Annotated in this window: 16 protein-coding genes and 2 tRNA genes; 9 read left to right on the forward strand and 9 right to left on the reverse strand. The window is 67.2% G+C overall.

Translation table 11 applies throughout. The features are described 5' to 3' along the window. Nucleotides 1–98: 98 nt before the first annotated feature. From CLV29_RS08450 to CLV29_RS08460, 3 genes are read right to left on the reverse strand one after another with little or no spacing between them, the layout of a single operon-like run. On the reverse strand, nt 99–2,129 hold the full coding sequence (locus CLV29_RS08450; RefSeq protein ID WP_133754477.1) for a glycosyl hydrolase: 2,031 nt from the start codon (nt 2,127–2,129) through the stop codon (nt 99–101). Further along, nucleotides 2,126–2,863, reverse strand: a complete 738-nt coding sequence (locus CLV29_RS08455) for an HlyD family secretion protein (RefSeq protein ID WP_133754478.1) — start codon at nt 2,861–2,863, stop codon at nt 2,126–2,128. Before CLV29_RS08455 ends, CLV29_RS08450 begins: the two co-directional genes overlap by 4 nt. Beyond that, on the reverse strand, nt 2,860–4,470 hold the full coding sequence (locus CLV29_RS08460; RefSeq protein WP_133754479.1) for a glycosyltransferase family 2 protein: 1,611 nt from the start codon (nt 4,468–4,470) through the stop codon (nt 2,860–2,862). The genes CLV29_RS08455 and CLV29_RS08460 overlap by 4 nt, the downstream gene beginning before the upstream one ends. A 461-nt stretch (nt 4,471–4,931) precedes the next feature. Here CLV29_RS08460 and CLV29_RS08465 point away from each other — a divergent pair, with 461 nt between their 5' ends. The 5 genes from CLV29_RS08465 (at nt 4,932) to CLV29_RS08485 (ending at nt 9,286) form a co-directional block, all read left to right on the forward strand. Next, complete coding sequence (locus CLV29_RS08465) at nt 4,932–6,134, forward strand: MFS transporter (protein ID WP_133754480.1); 1,203 nt, start codon at nt 4,932–4,934, stop codon at nt 6,132–6,134. 36 nt (nt 6,135–6,170) lie between these two features. Beyond that, nucleotides 6,171–6,788 carry an oligoribonuclease gene (gene orn / locus CLV29_RS08470; RefSeq protein ID WP_279586461.1) on the forward strand — a complete coding sequence of 206 codons (618 nt, stop codon included), beginning with the start codon at nt 6,171–6,173 and terminating at the stop codon, nt 6,786–6,788. A 55-nt stretch (nt 6,789–6,843) separates the two neighbouring features. After that, nucleotides 6,844–6,919: transfer RNA gene (locus CLV29_RS08475), tRNA-His, on the forward strand. 154 nt (nt 6,920–7,073) lie between these two features. Next, complete coding sequence (locus tag CLV29_RS08480; protein WP_133754481.1) at nt 7,074–8,069, forward strand: bile acid:sodium symporter family protein; 996 nt, start codon at nt 7,074–7,076, stop codon at nt 8,067–8,069. Between the two features lie 167 nt (nt 8,070–8,236). Then, the gene (locus CLV29_RS08485) at nt 8,237–9,286 is read left to right on the forward strand and encodes a GNAT family N-acetyltransferase (protein WP_133754482.1); all 1,050 of its coding nucleotides are present in this window, start codon (nt 8,237–8,239) and stop codon (nt 9,284–9,286) included. On the opposite strand, the gene CLV29_RS16470 is transcribed toward CLV29_RS08485, so the two are convergent. Both CLV29_RS16470 and CLV29_RS08490 read right to left on the reverse strand, forming a co-directional pair. Further along, on the reverse strand, nt 9,258–9,524 hold the full coding sequence (locus tag CLV29_RS16470; RefSeq protein WP_208292812.1) for a hypothetical protein: 267 nt from the start codon (nt 9,522–9,524) through the stop codon (nt 9,258–9,260). The genes CLV29_RS08485 and CLV29_RS16470 overlap by 29 nt on opposite strands. Continuing rightward, on the reverse strand, nt 9,518–10,528 hold the full coding sequence (locus tag CLV29_RS08490) for an MFS transporter (RefSeq protein WP_208292813.1): 1,011 nt from the start codon (nt 10,526–10,528) through the stop codon (nt 9,518–9,520). The genes CLV29_RS16470 and CLV29_RS08490 overlap by 7 nt, the downstream gene beginning before the upstream one ends. 101 nt (nt 10,529–10,629) lie before the next feature. Between CLV29_RS08490 and CLV29_RS08495 the strand changes: the two genes are divergently transcribed. The 3 genes from CLV29_RS08495 to CLV29_RS08505 are packed head-to-tail and all read left to right on the forward strand — an operon-like array spanning nt 10,630 to nt 12,768. Beyond that, nucleotides 10,630–10,941 (forward strand): ArsR/SmtB family transcription factor, encoded by a 312-nt coding sequence (locus CLV29_RS08495; RefSeq protein WP_133754483.1) that lies wholly within the window; start codon nt 10,630–10,632, stop codon nt 10,939–10,941. Next, on the forward strand, nt 10,931–11,830 hold the full coding sequence (locus tag CLV29_RS08500; RefSeq protein WP_208292814.1) for an EamA family transporter: 900 nt from the start codon (nt 10,931–10,933) through the stop codon (nt 11,828–11,830). The genes CLV29_RS08495 and CLV29_RS08500 overlap by 11 nt, the downstream gene beginning before the upstream one ends. A gap of 38 nt (nt 11,831–11,868) precedes the next feature. Next, a complete protein-coding gene (locus CLV29_RS08505) occupies nt 11,869–12,768 on the forward strand; it encodes an aldo/keto reductase (RefSeq protein WP_133754484.1) in 900 nt (299 codons plus the stop codon). Between the two features lie 109 nt (nt 12,769–12,877). Here the strand turns inward: CLV29_RS08505 and CLV29_RS08510 are convergent, their stop codons facing one another. From CLV29_RS08510 to CLV29_RS08525, 4 genes are all read right to left on the reverse strand, one after another. After that, nucleotides 12,878–14,173, reverse strand: coding sequence for a carboxylesterase family protein (locus CLV29_RS08510; protein ID WP_133754485.1), 1,296 nt, complete (start codon nt 14,171–14,173; stop codon nt 12,878–12,880). After that, complete coding sequence (locus CLV29_RS17215; protein WP_133754486.1) at nt 14,119–14,361, reverse strand: carboxylesterase family protein; 243 nt, start codon at nt 14,359–14,361, stop codon at nt 14,119–14,121. Before CLV29_RS17215 ends, CLV29_RS08510 begins: the two co-directional genes overlap by 55 nt. Nucleotides 14,362–14,732: 371 nt before the next feature. Beyond that, nucleotides 14,733–14,805 (reverse strand) — tRNA-Lys (locus CLV29_RS08520). A 56-nt stretch (nt 14,806–14,861) separates the two neighbouring features. Beyond that, nucleotides 14,862–15,473 (reverse strand): TetR/AcrR family transcriptional regulator, encoded by a 612-nt coding sequence (locus CLV29_RS08525; RefSeq protein ID WP_133754487.1) that lies wholly within the window; start codon nt 15,471–15,473, stop codon nt 14,862–14,864. Nucleotides 15,474–15,532: 59 nt separating this feature from the next. Between CLV29_RS08525 and CLV29_RS08530 the strand changes: the two genes are divergently transcribed. Continuing rightward, nucleotides 15,533–17,023 (forward strand): FAD-dependent monooxygenase, encoded by a 1,491-nt coding sequence (locus CLV29_RS08530; protein WP_208292815.1) that lies wholly within the window; start codon nt 15,533–15,535, stop codon nt 17,021–17,023. The last annotated feature ends 1 nt before the right edge of the window (nt 17,024 follow it).

The following is a 17,024-nucleotide window of genomic DNA, read 5'->3' on the forward strand; positions in this document are numbered from 1 at the left end:
GCGGTTCGTGTCGGTGGTGCCCGGAACACCGACCGGCACCGCTGCCGATCGGCAGACCCGCCGACGCGACCAGCCAGAGCCTGTCAGGACACCGGTCATCACGGCTGGGTCAGGATCCAGGCCAACAGATAGGAGCGTGAGTTCCCGTCGTCCAGGAACTCCTCGGGCAGAGAGGTCGCCTCGGCGATGGCACGCTCCCGGTCCTCACCCCCGGCCATCGCCAGATACATCAGCAGATAGTCGCCGAACGCCTGGTCGAACCCGGCGGCGGACGCCTCGTCGACCCGCTGCCGGATCCGCTCCGGATCGGTCGCCAGATAGGACATCGACGGGTTGAGCGGAATCAGCAGGATTCCCAGTTTGGCTGCCGGCTCGGGTGAGAACCAGGTCGCATACTCCCGTTTGCCCGACCAGTTCAACGAGACGATGTCGTGGTCGTAGCCGGAATAGACCGGATCGGACAAGTCGATGTCGGTCCAGTACTGCAACCCCGACGCCGCCTCCAACGACAACAACCACTCCGCCTCGTCCAGCAGGTCGGTGTTCTCACTGGCTCGGGCCCACAGCGCCAGGCCGGTCCAGGCGTTGACCGCCTCGGAGATCGACTCCTGGTTGTTGCCGTCCCCGAACGGAGCGGTTCCCGAGGCCCAGGAGTGGCCCATGTAGGTGTCGAACACCCGGCGCTGCGGGAAGCTGTCATTCGCCTCCGAGGTGGCGATGTCGGCGGCCAGAAGGTCCATCACCGGTGACAGCTGATCACGCAGCTCCGGCTCGTACAGCAGCAGGATCGCTGCAGCGTAGAGGAAATGTCCGTAGTGGAAGTGATGATCATTGAACTGTTCGGAGCCGAACGCGGTGACCTGGCCGATCATCCCCTTGGCCTCGGGGTCGTAGACGAAGCAGCGCTCGGCCCGCGAGGCACACCCTTGTTGTTCGGCCCACAACAGCAGTTGCTCGCGCAGCCGGGCGCGGATCGTGTCCGCCTCCGCGGTCAGCTCCAGTCCGCTCGCCAGGTTCAGCAGTTGGGCCTCGCGTTGCAGCGCCTTCCCGCCGAAGTAGCTGTCTGCCGGGAACTCCGGTACGGCGGCAGCATCGGCCTTCACCGTCTCGATCAGCAACTCGCGATCGGCATCGTCGAGGGAATCCAGGTCCAGATCGGTGACCACATCGATCACCGGGGTACGCCAGCTGAGCCGGCTGCCGGTGCACAGTGCGAGTGTCCCGGTGACACTGGCGTAGGCCGCGCTGATGCACTCCTGATCGCCGCCGGCTCCCCCGGTGCGTTGATGTGGTTCCACCACATAGGCCGTGCTCCCGGAGTCGGTCACGTAGTCGAGGGTGGTGATCAACTCCTCACCGTCGCGCTCACGATGCAGTTCGACATCGGTCACCGGGGAGGTCGCTGCCTGCGCCAGCGCCGTGGTCTCTGCCCCCTCGGGTACCGGCCACCAGCCGATCACACCACCCTGGTCGATCGTGACGCTCGAACCGTCCAGGCTGCCGTCGGTGATCGCCATGCCGTACCGAGACCCCGCGACGGTGGTCTCCCACACGCCATCGGCCACCTCCGTCGGTGCACCGTCAACGGTCAACGTACCGGCCTCGTCGGCGGTCCAGGTGATGAACGGCGACCCCCGTGTCAGTTGCACCGTGCCGACCGCTCGCTCACCGGTGACCGCGATCTTGACGATGAACTCGTCATGCTCGGTCACCGTCGCCGCGGCCGCCCCCGTACCGACGGTGATCGCCGGCGTGTGGGATCCAGCGATCAGGTCCGCGGTCGTGGTCACCGGCGGCAGACCGAGGCCGAACCCCTCCGCAGTGAGGCCGAACGACATCGGGACCGGGTAGACCGCCATCGGCTGCTCGCCGTAGACCAGACCGGAGTACCACCGGTTGGTTGCCGGCGCGACACCGTCGGCCAGCCGCGATGCAGGCAGGCCCCCCAGTGATTCCTGGGTCTGTGCCTCGACCAGCGGTTCCACGACCGATTCGTCCATCGCCCGGTCGCCGAGCTCGCCGCTGGGTCGACCGGTCCCACCACCGTCCGGATCCGGGGCACCCGGGGTGCAGGCGGTGGCCAGCAGACAGATCACCAGAACCGGAATCGCCCCTCTCAGTCGACTCACCGCAGACCCACCTGATGCAGGAAGTCCAGCCAGAGGTCGTTGACCCCGGCAAGCGGACCGGTGTCGACCAGATCGATCGTCACCATCACCGGCGTGCCCGGCGCCGTCAGACTGGCCGGCTCGACCGTGTTCAGTCTCCTCGACTCGACCACCACGGTGCTGGTCGTGCCTGTCTCGTCGGTACTCACCGAAACCGCCTGCACCTGTCCGTCGATGATCGAATTGTCCGGCAGGGTCACCCGCGCCGGCGACCCGATCGACAACCGCCCGTACTCCCGGGCGGTCAGGTGGAACTTCGCCTGCACCCGGCGCCGCTGGTCGACGGTCAGTTCGGCCAGCGGTTGGCCGAAGGCCAAGGAATTGCCTTTCTGGGCGTTGATCTCGGTGACCGTCCCGTCGACGACCGCTCGGTAGGTCAAGGTGCCGGTCTCGGTGTCGACGGTGTAGGCATCGTTGTCGGTCACCATCAGGCCGTTCTCGATGTCCTGCAGCAGCTGCAGGCTCTGCACCGCGAACAGCCGGTCCCCTTGTTGCACCTGGTCCCCCGCCCGGACCCACTGCTCGACCACGGTGCCACCGTGGTCGGCTCCGACCACGTAGCGATCGGCGACCACCTCACCGCTGAACGAGGCCAGTTGGTTCTGTCGCTGATTGAAGACCAGCACCAGTGCCGCACTGATCACCAAAGTCAGGATCAGGGTACCGAGCAGGCGGAATCGGCTGCGCCAGGTCATGCTGTTACCTCGACGATCTCGGTCTGGTTCCGGGCGGCCACGGTGATCGATTCGGGATCGACCGGTTCGCTCGCCTTTTGCTTCCTGGCCTCACGTCGAGCGATCCGGGCCTCGCGGCGCATGGCCGAGGATTCCCGCAACGCCAGGATCACGAAGGCGAGGATGATCAACGTGTTGATCACGTTCCAGATGGTTGCCAGTGTCAAGTGCCAGTTGGCGGTGTCCCGCCAGACGGCGACAGCGGAGGTGACCAGCAGGAAGACGAGCACCGCGACCTGAGCCTGGATGGAGTTGAACGGCGAACTGCGTTGGCCGGCCGAGCCGGTCACATGCCACTTCTGGTCCCGGCCCAGGAATGCGTTGATCAAGGCCTTGCCGTAGATCGGGAAGGACACCGCCGCCAAGGTCAGCACCTCCCAACGGAAGGACCCCACGGTGTAGGCGGCGAGCAGGATCTGCATCCCGTACAGACCGCAGTAGAACAGCAGCCAACTGGACACCGAGATGCTCAGGTCCATCGGCCGCAGATCCAGATAGATCTCCAGCGCAGGTACGAACAACAGGATCCCCGGCGCCAGCCCGGTCATGTAGTGCGTCGCCGTGACCAGGTACATCAGCCGCTGGTCGAGGGTGAGCGACACCCGGGGACTGAGCGGGTTCCTGTTCAGCAGAATCTCGAAACCTCCGGTGGCCCACCGGGTCTGCTGCCGGGTGTAGTCCTCGATGGTCTCGGGTGCATCGCCGACCGCCAGCGGGTCGGAGATGTAGATCGTGCGCCATCCTCTTTCGTGCAGCATCAGGCTGGTCCACACGTCCTCGGACTTCGATCCGGTGTACATACCACCGACGTCGTTGATCGCGGCCCGCCGGAAGATCACGTTCGTACCGACACAGAAGGCGGCGTTGAAGTGGTTGCGACCGGGTTGGATGAACCGGTAGAAGACCGACTGCATGTACCCGGCCCCGCGGGCGATGAAGCTGTGCATGTTCCCGTACACCTGCGGAGTCTGCACGAAGGCGACATTCTGATCGACGAAGAAGGGGACGGTCTCGACCAGGAACTCCGGGTCGGGTACGAAGTCGGCATCGAAGATGCAGAAGAACTCACCCCGGCTGAGGCTCAGGGCGTGGTTGATGTTCCCGGCCTTCGCGCCACCCGAACTCAGCCGCCGAACGTAGCGGACCCCGAGTTCGGCGGCCATCGCCTTCACCTCGTCGGAATGCCCGTCGTCCAGCACCCAGGTGAGGTGTTCACCCCGAAGATCTCTGGCCGCCAGCACGGTACGCCGAAGGATCTCCACCGGTTCGCCGTAGGTGGTGATGAACACATCGACTGCGACCCTGTGGCCGGCGATCACCATCGGCGTCCCGACCGACGGTTCGGCCCCGCCGAACAAGGCCGTCCTGGCCGCCCAGAACGCCTCGTCGCGCGGGCCTTTGGCACCGGCCAGGATGGTGCACATCGCCAGCATGATGTGGAAGACGATGACCGCCTCGGCGATGATCACCATCAGGTATGGCAGCAGGTCACCGCGGTTGTCGGGGTTGAGCAGGAAGGTGGCGTAGGCGAGCACCCCGAAGGTCGCCAACAGGCTCAGCAAGATCATCACCGGTGAATAGGGTCGGCGCACCCGTGCCCGGCGGCTGTTCGGTTCGTGGTTGTCGACAGGGGCAAGATCGTGGACAGGTTGCAATGCACACAGCCTTCCGGACAACGGGCACCCGGGCCCGTTGATGTCGTCGTGGGCGCACCCACGACGGACCGCAAACTCACATGCTCGGCGTCCGAGTCAGATGGTCTCGGACCGTGGTCGATGATCGACCGACAATGACCGCCGTGTCACCGGGTGGGGCACTCAGGGGCGTCCGGGCTGACCTACTCCTGGCCCGTAGCAGCCATTCCCACCGAACTGGCTGGCACCAGTCTAGACAGACGGTGGCCTCGCGGGAGGTCAATTTAGGGTGAACTCTTCGCCTCCGCCGACTCCCCCTGTCGGTACCGTGCCGGTCGCTCGCCACTCGGAGCGTTCGCCCGGACCGGAACGGATCGGAGTTGTACGTTCGGAGGGTGTCCCAGCCCTCCATCGGTTTGGCCCGACTGGCCTTCTCCACCTACGCTCCCACCCTGGTCTCGACGATCGGGCTCGGCGCGGTCTATCCGCTGATCGCGCTGACTGCCCGCGACCTCGGCGCTTCGGTCGGCACCGCTGCATTCATCGTCGCCCTGTTGGGTGTCGGGCAGTTGTTGGGAGACCTGCCGGCCGGTCAACTCGCATCGCGGTTCGGTGAGAAATGGGCGCTGGTCGGTGCCTGCGTCATCGACGCCGTTGCCTTCTGCGTGGCATGGCAGGCACCGAATGTCGGAGTGCTCGGTGCCGCGGTGCTGGTGGCCGGGATGTCGGCCGCGGTGTTCGGGCTCGCCCGCCAGGCGTACCTGACCGATGCGATCCCGAGCCACCAACGTGCCCGCGCGATGTCGACCCTGGGCGGGGTGTTCCGGATCGGGATGTTCATCGGACCGCTGATCGGCGCCTTCGTGGTCACCCATTTCGGGCTCCAGGAGGCCTATCTGCTGGCCGCTGCCACCAGTCTCCTGGCGGCGGTGATGAATCTGAGCCTGCCTCCGCTGCCCGAACGTACCGACCAGGCCGTGGCCGGTCAGCGGTTGGGCTTCTGGCGGTTGTTGTCCGATCACCGCAAGGTCTTCGCCACCTTGGGGGTCGGGGCGCTGCTGATCATGATGGCGCGTGCGGCCAGACTCAGCCTGGTCCCCCTGTGGGCGGAGTCGCAGGGCATCGATGCAGCGACCACCAGCATCATCTTCGGCATCTCGGCTGCTGCCGACATGCTGCTGTTCTATCCCGGCGGGATGATCATGGACCGCTTCGGACGGTTCTGGGTCGGCGTACCGGCCATGGTGGTGATCGGTGCCGGTCTGGTGCTGCTCGCGCTGACCCACGATCCGGTGACCGTCGGTGTGGTGGCGGTGCTGATCGGCCTGGGCAACGGCATCTCCGCCGGCATCGTGCTCACCCTGGGAGCCGATCATGCCCCGGTCGCCGGCCGACCGAAGTTCCTGGCCCTGTGGCGACTGTTCGCCGACGGTGGCAATGCACTCGGCCCATTGCTGGTCTCCGCCGTGGTCGCGGTCGCGCCCTTGGCGGCCGCGGTGGTGGTGATGGGCGGTCTGACCCTGGCCGGCGCAGGCTGGCTGGCGCGCTGGCTGCCGGTGGCACCACGGCTTCGACGGCTCGACCCCGGTGATCGATGACCGATCCGCCGGTGATGATGCGTAGAGTTGGCCCATGTGAGTCCCAAACAGAACACGCTGGTCTGGATCGACTGTGAGATGACCGGGCTTGACCTCGACAGTGATGCGTTGATCGAAGTCGCGGCCCTGGTCACCGACAGTGAGCTGGAGATCCTCGGCGACGGCATCAAGGTCGTCATCAAACCGACCCCCGAGGCGCTGGCGGCGATGGGCGACTTCGTCCGGGAGATGCACACCAAATCAGGTCTCATCGATGAACTGGACGACGGGTTGACCATGGCCGAGGCCGAGCAGCGGGTGCTCGACTACGTCCGGGAGTACGTACCCGAACCGAGGAAGGCCCCGCTGGCCGGCAACACGATCGGCACCGACCGGATGTTCCTCGCCCGTGACATGCCGACCCTGGAGAGCCACGTCCACTACCGCAACGTGGATGTGTCCTCGATCAAGGAACTGGCCCGCCGGTGGTACCCGAAGGCGTTCTACCAGGCGCCGCCGAAGTACGGGAACCACCGGGCCCTGGGCGACATCGTCGACTCGATCAACGAGTTGCGGTACTACCGCGAGGCGGTCTTCGTGCCACCACCCGGACCGCAGAGTGCCGAGGCCAGGGAGATCGCCAGCCGGGTGACGAAACCGCACCAGCTGAACTGATTGGCCCCCGAGCCGGGACACGGGCTAAGATGTGGCGGTCCCGGAAACGGGCATGGTGGCTATAGCTCAGCTGGTAGAGCATCGCGTTGTGGTCGCGAGGGTCGCGGGTTCAAGTCCCGTTAGCCACCCCAACTTGCGGCGAGGGAGTCCTCCTGCTGAGACGGTGTTGCCACCGTCGGAGTGATGTTCGACGATGAGCCGGACAACGTAAGCAGCCACCAAGCCCCCGGTTGCGCAGCATCGGTCCGGGGGCAGACACGAGACACGAGACACGACGGAGTGTTGATGAGCCACGAAGTTCCCGTCACCAACAGAGAGGCAGAGGACCGTCAGGGGTACTTCGCCGTGCTGGTCTTCCCGGTGTTGATCATCCTCGGCGGAGCGGTTGGTTACTTTTTCGCCGAACCCGTGAGCGGACTGTCCGGCTTGGTGAATCCCCTGCTCGGCGTGGTGATGTTCACCATGGGCCTGACCCTGCGGCCGGTGGACTTCGCGCTGATCGCCAAACGGCCGCTGCCGGTGCTGATCGGAGTGGTCGCCCAATACGTGATCATGCCCTCGGCGGCGGTACTGGTGACCGTCCTCCTGCAACTGCCACCGGAGCTGGCGGCCGGGGTGATCCTGGTCGGCTGCGCCCCTGGTGGTACGGCATCCAATGTCGTGTCCTACCTGGCCCGCGGTGATGTCGCCCTGTCGGTGACGATGACCTCGGTCTCCACCCTGCTGGCGCCGATCATGACGCCGCTGCTGACGCTCTGGCTGGCCGGTCAGTACATGCCGGTGAATGCCGCGTCGATGGCGATCACGATCGTCCAGTTGGTGTTGCTACCGGTGGTCGCGGGTCTGCTGATCCGGCTGCTGTTGCCAAGGGTCGTCGACCGGTTGCTGCCGGTGCTGCCCTGGTTGTCGGTCGCCACCATCGCGGTGATCGTCGCCGTGGTGGTCTCCGGCAGTGCCGACAGGCTGATCTCGGCCGGGCTGCTGGTACTGGCTGCGGTGGTGCTGCACAACGTGATCGGCATGGCGCTCGGGTACGGTGTCGCCGCGCTCACCGGGCAGCCGTACTCGGTGCGGCGTACCGTCGCCATCGAGGTAGGGATGCAGAACTCCGGTCTCGCCGCCGGCCTGGCGGCGCAGTACATGAGCCCGCTGGCGGCCCTGCCGGCAGCCGTCTTCTCGGTCTGGCACAACATGTCCGGGGCGCTCTTCGCCCTGCTCTGCCGACGCCGTGACCAGCAGCGCGCGCTGGGCGCGCCGGCCCCCGATCCGCTGCCCCGCTGACCGACCGGGTGGATCCCCGACACACGCGGGCCCACCCCGGATCTGTGGCCGCGGTGACGCGGCCGTACCCCGCTCCTCGACCTCCCCCGAGTTGGCCGATTCCCGCACTTGGGTAGGTTGGGACCGATGCGGACCGTTCGAATCCAGTCCCGGGGGTTTACCGACTGATGTCCTTCGACCTGCTGCCCGACGACGTCGCGCGCGCCGACGTCCCGGTGATCGCTCACCAGGATGTGACCCTGCGAGAACCCGGACCCGGGGACACCGCGGTCATGGCCGAACTTGCCAAGTCACCGTGGACCTCGTGGTGGCGTACCGACACCACCCCACCGAATCAGGTGTTCTGGGTGGTCGAGCACGACTCCGAGGTGCTCGGCATCATCACCTGGGCCCCGACACCCGTGGTGGCCGACCTCCGCTTCACCGTCCACCCCGATGTCGAGGACCTCGCCCCGATGGTGCAGGCCGTCTCGATGGTCCTGGACCACGCGTTCGCCGAGGGGACGACCAAGTCGGTCCGCTGGACGGCCATGGCCGGCGACCTCGCGGGAACCAAGGTGGCCCACGCCGCGGGCATCCGGTTGCACCAGCAGTTGCCCGACCATCTGGCCGACGGCGACGGCAACCTGCACGATGCCTGGCTCGGCAGCATTCGCGCCGAGGAGGACCGGGAGCCGAAGACCGTGTGGCGGTGGACCGAACTGCGTACCGAGCGTTTCCTGCTGCGCCCGCTCGCCGAATCCGACGATCCGCGGATCCGGGAGACCTTGGACGATCCGATCTCCCGTACCTTCCTGTTCGATCGACCGAAGCCGTTGACCGATGCCCATGCTGGCGCCGAGCGGATCACCAAATGGTGGAACGCGGCCCGCGGACTGAGCTGCACCTGGGCAGTGGCCGACGCCGGGACCGACGACTACCTCGGCGACATCTCGCTGTTGAAGATCGACGCCACCACCGGTGCCGAGCTCGGCTTCTACACCCATCCGGGGGCCCGTGGTACGGGTGTCCTGGCCGAGACCGTACCGGTGATCGTCGCCCATGCGTTCGACGACCTGGACCTGCGGCGACTCACCCTGATGGCCGCCGAGAGCAACCTCGGTTCACAGAAGCTTGCCGAGAAGGCCGGGTTCCACCACTTCGGCACCCAGCCGTCGGCTGCCCTGTCCGGTGAGGTGATGGAGGACCTCATCGGGTACGAGCTGCTGCGGGACTGATCCTGGCGGCGCCGATCGAGGCCACCACGAAACCGATCAGACAGACGACCAGCAGGCCCAGACTGATCCCCACCGCAACGGCCCAGCCCTGCTGGTAGACAGCGGGCTGCCCGAACGCCCCGCCGGCCACAGCCTCCCCGACCGGAGCGGGCAGGATCGCGGTGATTTTGGTCGTCACCACGCCGGCGAACAGTGCGACGAAGATCGCCTCGGCACCGATCCGGAACAGGTTCAACACACCCGCTGCGGCACCTGCTCGCTCCGGCGGTACGGCAGCCAGGGCTTCGGCGTCGACGAAACCGAGTGGTAGCCCGAACCCAGGCCCAGCAGGATCATCGGCACGACCAGGACAGCGAGCGGCAGTTCGGCGCGGAGCAGGAGCATGCCGGCGGCACCGAACAGCAGACAGAGCAGTGACAACACCACCACGGTGGTGGTCGAGATGGGCACGGCGGCCCGCAGGCGGTGCACGGCGGCGGGGGCGACCAGCACCGGAATGGTCATGATCAACAACATCGACCCGGCGGTGCCGGGCTGTACCTCGTGAACGGCGTGCAGAGCACTCGGCAGATAGATCAGCAGGCAGACGAAGCCGATCGCGCCGGCGACGGGCACGATGGTCATCGCCAGGAACCGGTGCGAACGCAGGGCACCGAAGTCGAACAGCCGCGCCCGGGATGCGGCGGGTTGTCGGCTGCTCGACGGGATCCGGCCACTGGCCGCCAGCGCGAGCAGCAGGACCAGTGCATGGGCCACGAAGATCGCTCGCCACCCCGCGATCGTGAGCAGTACGCCGGACAGGAACGGTCCGGCGGCCAGGCCGAGACCGTTGACGGTGCCGAAGAGAGCGAATGCCCGGCTGCGCGCCGCTCCACTGAACAGCGCATTGATGATCGGTGCCGCGCCGGTGAGCACCGCGGCGGCCCCGATCCCGGCGATCACCCGCGCGAGGTCGAGCAGCAGCAGGTTGCCGGCCACGGCGGAGACCGCGGACCCCAGGGCGGCCAACCCGACACCGATCCGGAACGACCGGGTGTGCCCGATCCGGTCCGAGGCGACTCCCCAGACCACGGTGCACAGGGCGAATGCCAGGTTGAAACCGTTGACCACACCGGGCAGTCCGACCGGATGGAAGCCGAGCTCGGCCCCGATCTGCGGCAGGGCGACCGCCGAACCGGCGATCGACAACGGGATCACGAATTGGGCCGACAGCACCACTGCCAGCACACCGCGTTGCTGCATGGACGTTCCTCCAGACGAACGATCAAACTCGTAGGTTCCATTTTGGTCGAACCTAAGACACGATGAGGTACGATGCAACTCGAACCTTCACGAGGAGCCGGATGTCGATCGAACCCACCACGGATGAGCTCGAACTGGGTCCCGTACTGACCGCACTCGCCGATCCTCACCGGCGACGGGTGATCCAGGACCTGATCGAGGACTCGACCGGTGCCGAACGCACCTGCACCAGCTTCGGCCTCCCGGTCTCGAAGTCCACCCGGAGTCACCACTTCAAGGTGCTGCGGGAGGCCGGGCTGGTCCACCAGGTCGATCGCGGGAACATGAGCGGCGTGACCTTGCGCCGGGAGGAGATAGAGTCCCGCTTTCCGGGCCTGCTGGAACTGCTGCGGAGCGAGCCGGTTGAGCCCTGAGACCGACGACCGGCGCCGATTGGCAGGTGGACTGGCTGCCTCCCTCGGCGCCTCGGTCAGCAACCAGACCGGGGCCGCGGTCGGCGCCCTGGCCTTCGCGATGATCGGTCCCACCGGGGTGGTCGCGGTACGCCAGGTGGTGACTGCCACCGCCTTGGCCGTGATCGCCCGCCCGCGGATCCGGTCACTGAGTCTTCATCAACTGGCACCGGCCCTGGCGCTGGCCGCGGTCTTCAGCGTGATGAACATCAGCCTCTATGCCGCGATCGACCGGATCGGCCTCGGCCTGGCCGTCACCATCGAATTCCTCGGCCCGCTCGCGGTCGCGGTCGCCGCCTCCCGCAAGCCTCTCGACCTGTTGTGCATCCTGGGCGCCGGGATCGGCGTCTGGGTGCTGGTCGATCCCTCCCCGACCAGTGACCTGCTGGGCATCGGACTGGCCCTGCTCGCAGCGACCGCCTGGGCGGTCTACATCCTGGTGAACCGCTCACTGGGCGCCCGACTGCCGGGAATCGAGGGTACGGCCGTCGCCAGCATCCTCAGTGCCGGTGTCTGGGCGCCGATCGGGCTGCTCTGGTTCCTCCTGCATCCACCGAGTGCGGTTGCCATCGCACTGGCCGCGGTCTGCGGCCTGCTCGCTTCCGCACTGCCGTACTCACTGGACGTGATCGCGCTGCGTCGGATCCCCGCGGGACTGTTCGGCACCATCACCAGTGTGAACCCGGTGCTGGCCGCCCTGGCCGGACTGCTGATCCTGGGCCAGACCCTGTCCGGCAGGGAATGGCTCGGGATCGCGATCGTGGTGGTCTGCAACATCGTCGTCACCGCCCGGCAGTTCCGGCAACGACGACCCGGCCCGGCTCCGGCCGATCTGGATCCCCCGGCCTGATCGCCGCGCTGACGGTGCCACGTACTAGCGTCGGAGCCATGCGTACTCGACAACTCGGCCCGTTCACCGTCTCCGCCATCGGTCTCGGTGGCATGCCCTTGTCCATGAACTCCTCCGGCCTGCCACCCACCGACCGGGCGATCGCCACCGTCCATGCCGCCCTGGACGCCGGCGTCACCTTCATCGACACCGCCGACATCTATGCCCCGAGCTGGGATGCGATGGGCCACAACGAACGGCTGATCGCCGAGGCGCTGAATGCGTGGTCGGGCGACAAGTCGACCATCGTGGTGGCCACCAAGGGTGGTATCACGCGCGGCGAGGGTGAAACCTGGGGTCGCGACGGTACGGAGGCGTACCTGCGGGCTGCCCTGGAGAAGTCGCTGGACGCACTGCAGCGCGACACGATCGACCTGTACCAGTGGCATCGCCCCGACCGCAGCCTTGTCTATGCCCAGGTGATCGAGACCTTCGCGAAGTTCAAGGCCGAGGGGCTGATCTCGGCGATCGGCATCTCGAACGCCAATGTGGAGGAGATCGCGGTGGCCCTGGACGCCCTCGGCGACGGCGGCCTGGCGAGTGTGCAGAACCGCTTCTCGCCGCAGTTCCGCTCCTCTGCCGATGAGCTCGAACTGTGCACCCAGGAGGGGATCGCCTTCCTGCCCTGGAGCCCGCTGGGCGGCATCGGCAACGATGCGGAGAAACTGAATGCCGACTACCCCGGAATCGCAGCAGTGGCCCGGGCACATGCGGTCAGCCCGCAGCAGGTGACGCTGGCCTGGGAACTGGCACTGGCGCCGAATGTGATCCCGATCCCCGGTGCCAGTCGTCCGCAGTCGATCACCGATTCGGTGAAGGCCGCCGAGCTGGACCTGAGTGATGCCGAAGTGCAGCAGATCAGTGATTCCTGGGGCCCACAGATCCCCTACGCCGACTGACCACAGCTCGATCCGGCGAGGAACACGCGGACCACCCTGTGCGGCCTCGACGCCGGCCACCGCGGCGTCGAGGCTGTGCTCGGGAGCCGGATCGCATCGTCGTACCCCATCAGCGATAGTAGGGGAACTGCTCCCACGCCTCGCGGCGATCGGCCCGAGGATCTGCTTCGACGTGCGGGCGCGGGGTGACGATGAGGGTGCTCCGATCCGGCGCTACGTACTGGTCCCATTGCTGGCTGTGGCGGGTGACCATCTGCATCCACGTGGCTTGCATGGTGGCGGTGACGCGAGCGAGGTCCTTGCGTCCGCCGAGGAGGTGGGCCTTGCGTCCGAGCTCACTGTTCGCCGGGCCGAAGACGGCCATCAGATCCATGCCGTGGGTCGCCCCCAGGCGCAGGGCGCGCAGCAACGGCGTGGCGTAGTCGTAGCGGTACATCCACACCGGGGCGATGCGCGCCTGACCTTCGGCGGCACGGACGCTGGGAGCCCAGAAGAGGAAGTCACCACTGAGCGCGATGGCAGCACGGGATCTGGGTAGACCGGGATAGGCGGCACGCAGCCGGGAGGCTGCCGCCGGGCCCGCGTGCGTGAGCAGGGTCTCCACCTGCTGCGCGGGCGAGACCTTCGCTCCCCGCGCGAAGAGCGTGCCTTCGTTGTCGGTGGTGCCGATCAGCAACGGCACCGGATGCGCACGCCCCTCGGCGAGCACGTCCAGAGGGTGTTCGGGCAGCAGCTCGCCGTCGACGACCGATGCGTAGCTGAGGATGCCGGGGAACTCGTCCTGCTCGGACGCGAGCCCCGTGTCGGCGGCGGCGAGCAGGCGCGGCGAGTCGGCCTCCGCGAGCGCCTCGGCGGGGGTGCGATCGGAGGCACCGAGGGCCTCGACGACGCGCCGGGCGCGGTCGTCACCGCGGGCGCGGTCGACGACGGAGGCGACGGGTGAGGACTGTGCGATCGCTGCGTGGAAGAGCCCGGCCGCGCGCGGCACGGTCATCAGGGTGCTGACGCCAAGGGCGCCGGCGGACTGTCCGGCCAAGGTGACGTTGCCCGGGTCGCCACCGAAGGCGGTGATGTTGCGGTTGACCCACTCGAGGATCGCGAGCTGGTCGCGCAGTCCGAGGTTGCCGTCGATGGGGTGTTCCGGGCTGGAGTACCTGCTGAAGTCGACGAAGCCGAAGGGGCCGACGCGGTAGTTGCCGGTGACGTAGACCATGTCGTCGGCCTCCAGGAACGGAAGACCCTCGAACATCGGGTACGAACTCGTACCGCCGATGTTGGCACCGCCGTAGAGGAACACCAGCACGGGCCTCGGGCCGGGCGCCGTCGTGTGGCGGCGACTGACGTTGATCGTCAGCGCGTCCTCGCTGATGTGCCCCTCGCTGGCACCGAGCCCGACCCGCTGGATGGGGGCTCACCGAACTGGCTGGCATCGCGCACTCCCTCCCACGCGTGGACCGGTTGCGGCGCGCGGAATCGGAGCGGCCCGAGCGCAGGCGCGGCGAACGGAATGCCGCGCCACGTGTCAACGGGACCACGCCGGACGCCCCGCACGGACCCCCCGTCGACCGTGACGGTCAGGGCATGGTCGGGCACGTCTCCTCCTGGGGGATGCGGGCGAGCGTCTTGCCGATGTTCGTGTCGCGCATCAGGTCGAGGATGAAGACGTCGACCAGCGCCGCGAGGACCGCGAGCAGCAGACCACCGATGATCAGATGATCATTCGGGTCCCTCCGTGAGCGAGCACCAATTCTGTAATGACCAGTTCAGTATGCCGGCGACCCGACCGACAGAAGTGAAGCCATGACACCGGCACCCGACGTCGGGCTGCGCGTCGAGGAACGCGACCGTTCGAGACGCTGCGCGCCGCGACCAACACCGACACCCTCACCTGGGCCGCAGACGCGAACAAGGCCCGAACCCCGGGCCCTTGCTTCCTGGGCCACGGTTCGAGCCTTGTACTTGGGTGCGCCGCGAGGGAATCGAACCCCCAACCCGCTGATTAAGAGTCAGCTGCTCTGCCAATTGAGCTAGCGGCGCGCGATGAGAAAATATACCCGCAGTGGGCCCGGTTGTGAAATCGAGGTCCCCTGGGATCAACGGACCACCTCGGAACCGGACAGGTCGCCGGTCAGGTATCTCTGCACCGAAGGCCCGACCAAGGACACCAGCTCATCGATGCCCTGGTCGGCGAGCGGGCTGATCCGTACCACGTACCTGGCCATCGCCAGTCCGATCAGCTGCGATCCGGCCAGCTGCACTCGCAGTCGGACCCGGTCGCCATCGAGACGGTCGACCACCGGGTCGAACAACCGCTGAGTGACGATCTCGCGGAGCACGGCCGCCGCCTGCTCGTTCGTCGCTGCCGAGCGCAGCATCGCCAGCGCCACCGGTGCGGATCGCGGGGATTCCCACACCCCCAGGTAGATCTCGACCAGCCGCTCCCCCAGGCCGTCCACCGGGCACGAGTCCAGACCCAACTCACCCCGGCCGGTCAATGCCAAGCCCATCACCGCACCGAACAAACCGTCCTTGGAGCCGAAGTAGTGCAGGACCAGCGACGGGTCGACGCCGGAACGGCGTGCCACCTCCCGTACCGACGACCGGTCGTAACCGCGTTCGGCAAACAGCTCCAGCGCAGCCTGCAGGACACCGGCGCGGGTGTCGGGCTCCCCGGGACGACGCCCCCGCAGCTTCGGTTCGGTCATCCCCCGAGCGTAATTCATCAGCCATTGAATTCGACGCGTGTTGGATTTACGCTGAGCGGGTGCACACCGAGGTGATCATCTGCGGAGCCGGCCCGACCGGCTTGATGCTGGCCAACTGGCTCCAGCGGCTCGGTGTCGCCCACCGGATCCTCGACCCCAAACCGGGTCCGACCAAGCAGTCCCGGGCGTTGGCCGTCCAGGCGCGTTCGCTGGAAATCTACGACCAGCTCGGGATGATCGATCAGGTACGCGATCGGCTGGTTCCCGCTCGGGTGGTGCAACCCGGATGGCGGGACCGTCCGACCCGTGGTTCGATACCGCTCGCACGTCTCGGTGCCGAGCTGTCCCCCTACGGCGGAATGCATGTGCTGGAACAGTCGGAGAACGAACGCCTGCTGCTCGAGCAGCTACGTGCGAGCGGCGGCAAGGTCGACTACGGCCAGGAGGTGATCGACCAACGCGAGCGGCCCGGCGGTGTGCACGTCGGCGTCCGGACCGGCGACCGTACCGAGACTCTCACCGGTCGATGGCTGGTGGGCGCCGACGGCAGTTCCTCCCCGACTCGCGAACGCGCCGGGATCGCCTTTCCCGGAAGCACCCACGAGCAACACTTCTGGGTGGCCGATGCCTTCGAGGTACGCGGCCTGCGGGAGAACGCGGTGAACCTGCGCCTGTCCGAGGAACACCCGTTGATCGGTTTCCCGATGACCGGCAGCAGACACCACCGACTGGTCGGGGTCCTGCCGCGGCAGACCGAACCGACCGAGGAAGCGGCCCGGGCGGATCTGGCCCAGCGGTTCGGTGTGCGATGGGGACGCTCGGAGTGGTTCTCCCCCTACCGGGTGCACAGCCGGGTCGCCGAACACTTCCGGCGCGGCGCAGTACTCCTGGCCGGTGACGCCGCCCATGTGCATTCCCCGGTCGGCGGACAGGGTATGAACACCGGTCTGCAGGACGCGCACAACCTGGCCTTCACACTGGCGGCGGTGATCGGCGGCGCACCGGACAGTCTGCTCGATCTGTACGAAACGGAACGTCGCCCCGTGGCCAGGCGGTTGGTGTCGACCGTCGACCGCATCTACGCCTTCGCCGTCGACCCATCGGCACTCGCCCGAACCACTCGCCGGCTGCTCGTACCCGTGGCCGCGCCGGTGGTGGCAACCATGCTGCCACGGTTGCCGTTGAGTCGTCGGTTGATCGGCTACGTGCAACAGACCCGGATCCGTTACCCAATGCCTTCACCGGACCGAGGACGACGAAGCGACCCGGTGGTGGGTCGGCGGCTGCCCTGGACCGGGGACAACCACCAGGTGCTGCGCAGCGCGGACTGGCAGGTGCACAGCTATGGAGCAGCGTTGCCCGCGGTTGCCGAACTGCCACCCCAGATCAGGCGGGTGCACCGGTTCGAGCCGCGACGAGACCTCGGCCTCGATGCCGAACGCTGGTTCCTGATTCGTCCCGACGGATTCGTCGCCGCCGCCGCGCGACCGGCCGAAGCAAGAACGATCTTCGTCGACGTTCTGCGCGCGCAGGCGGCGCCGGCCGATTGAT

The organism is Naumannella halotolerans, from assembly GCF_004364645.1.
GTDB lineage: Bacteria > Actinomycetota > Actinomycetes > Propionibacteriales > Propionibacteriaceae > Naumannella > Naumannella halotolerans.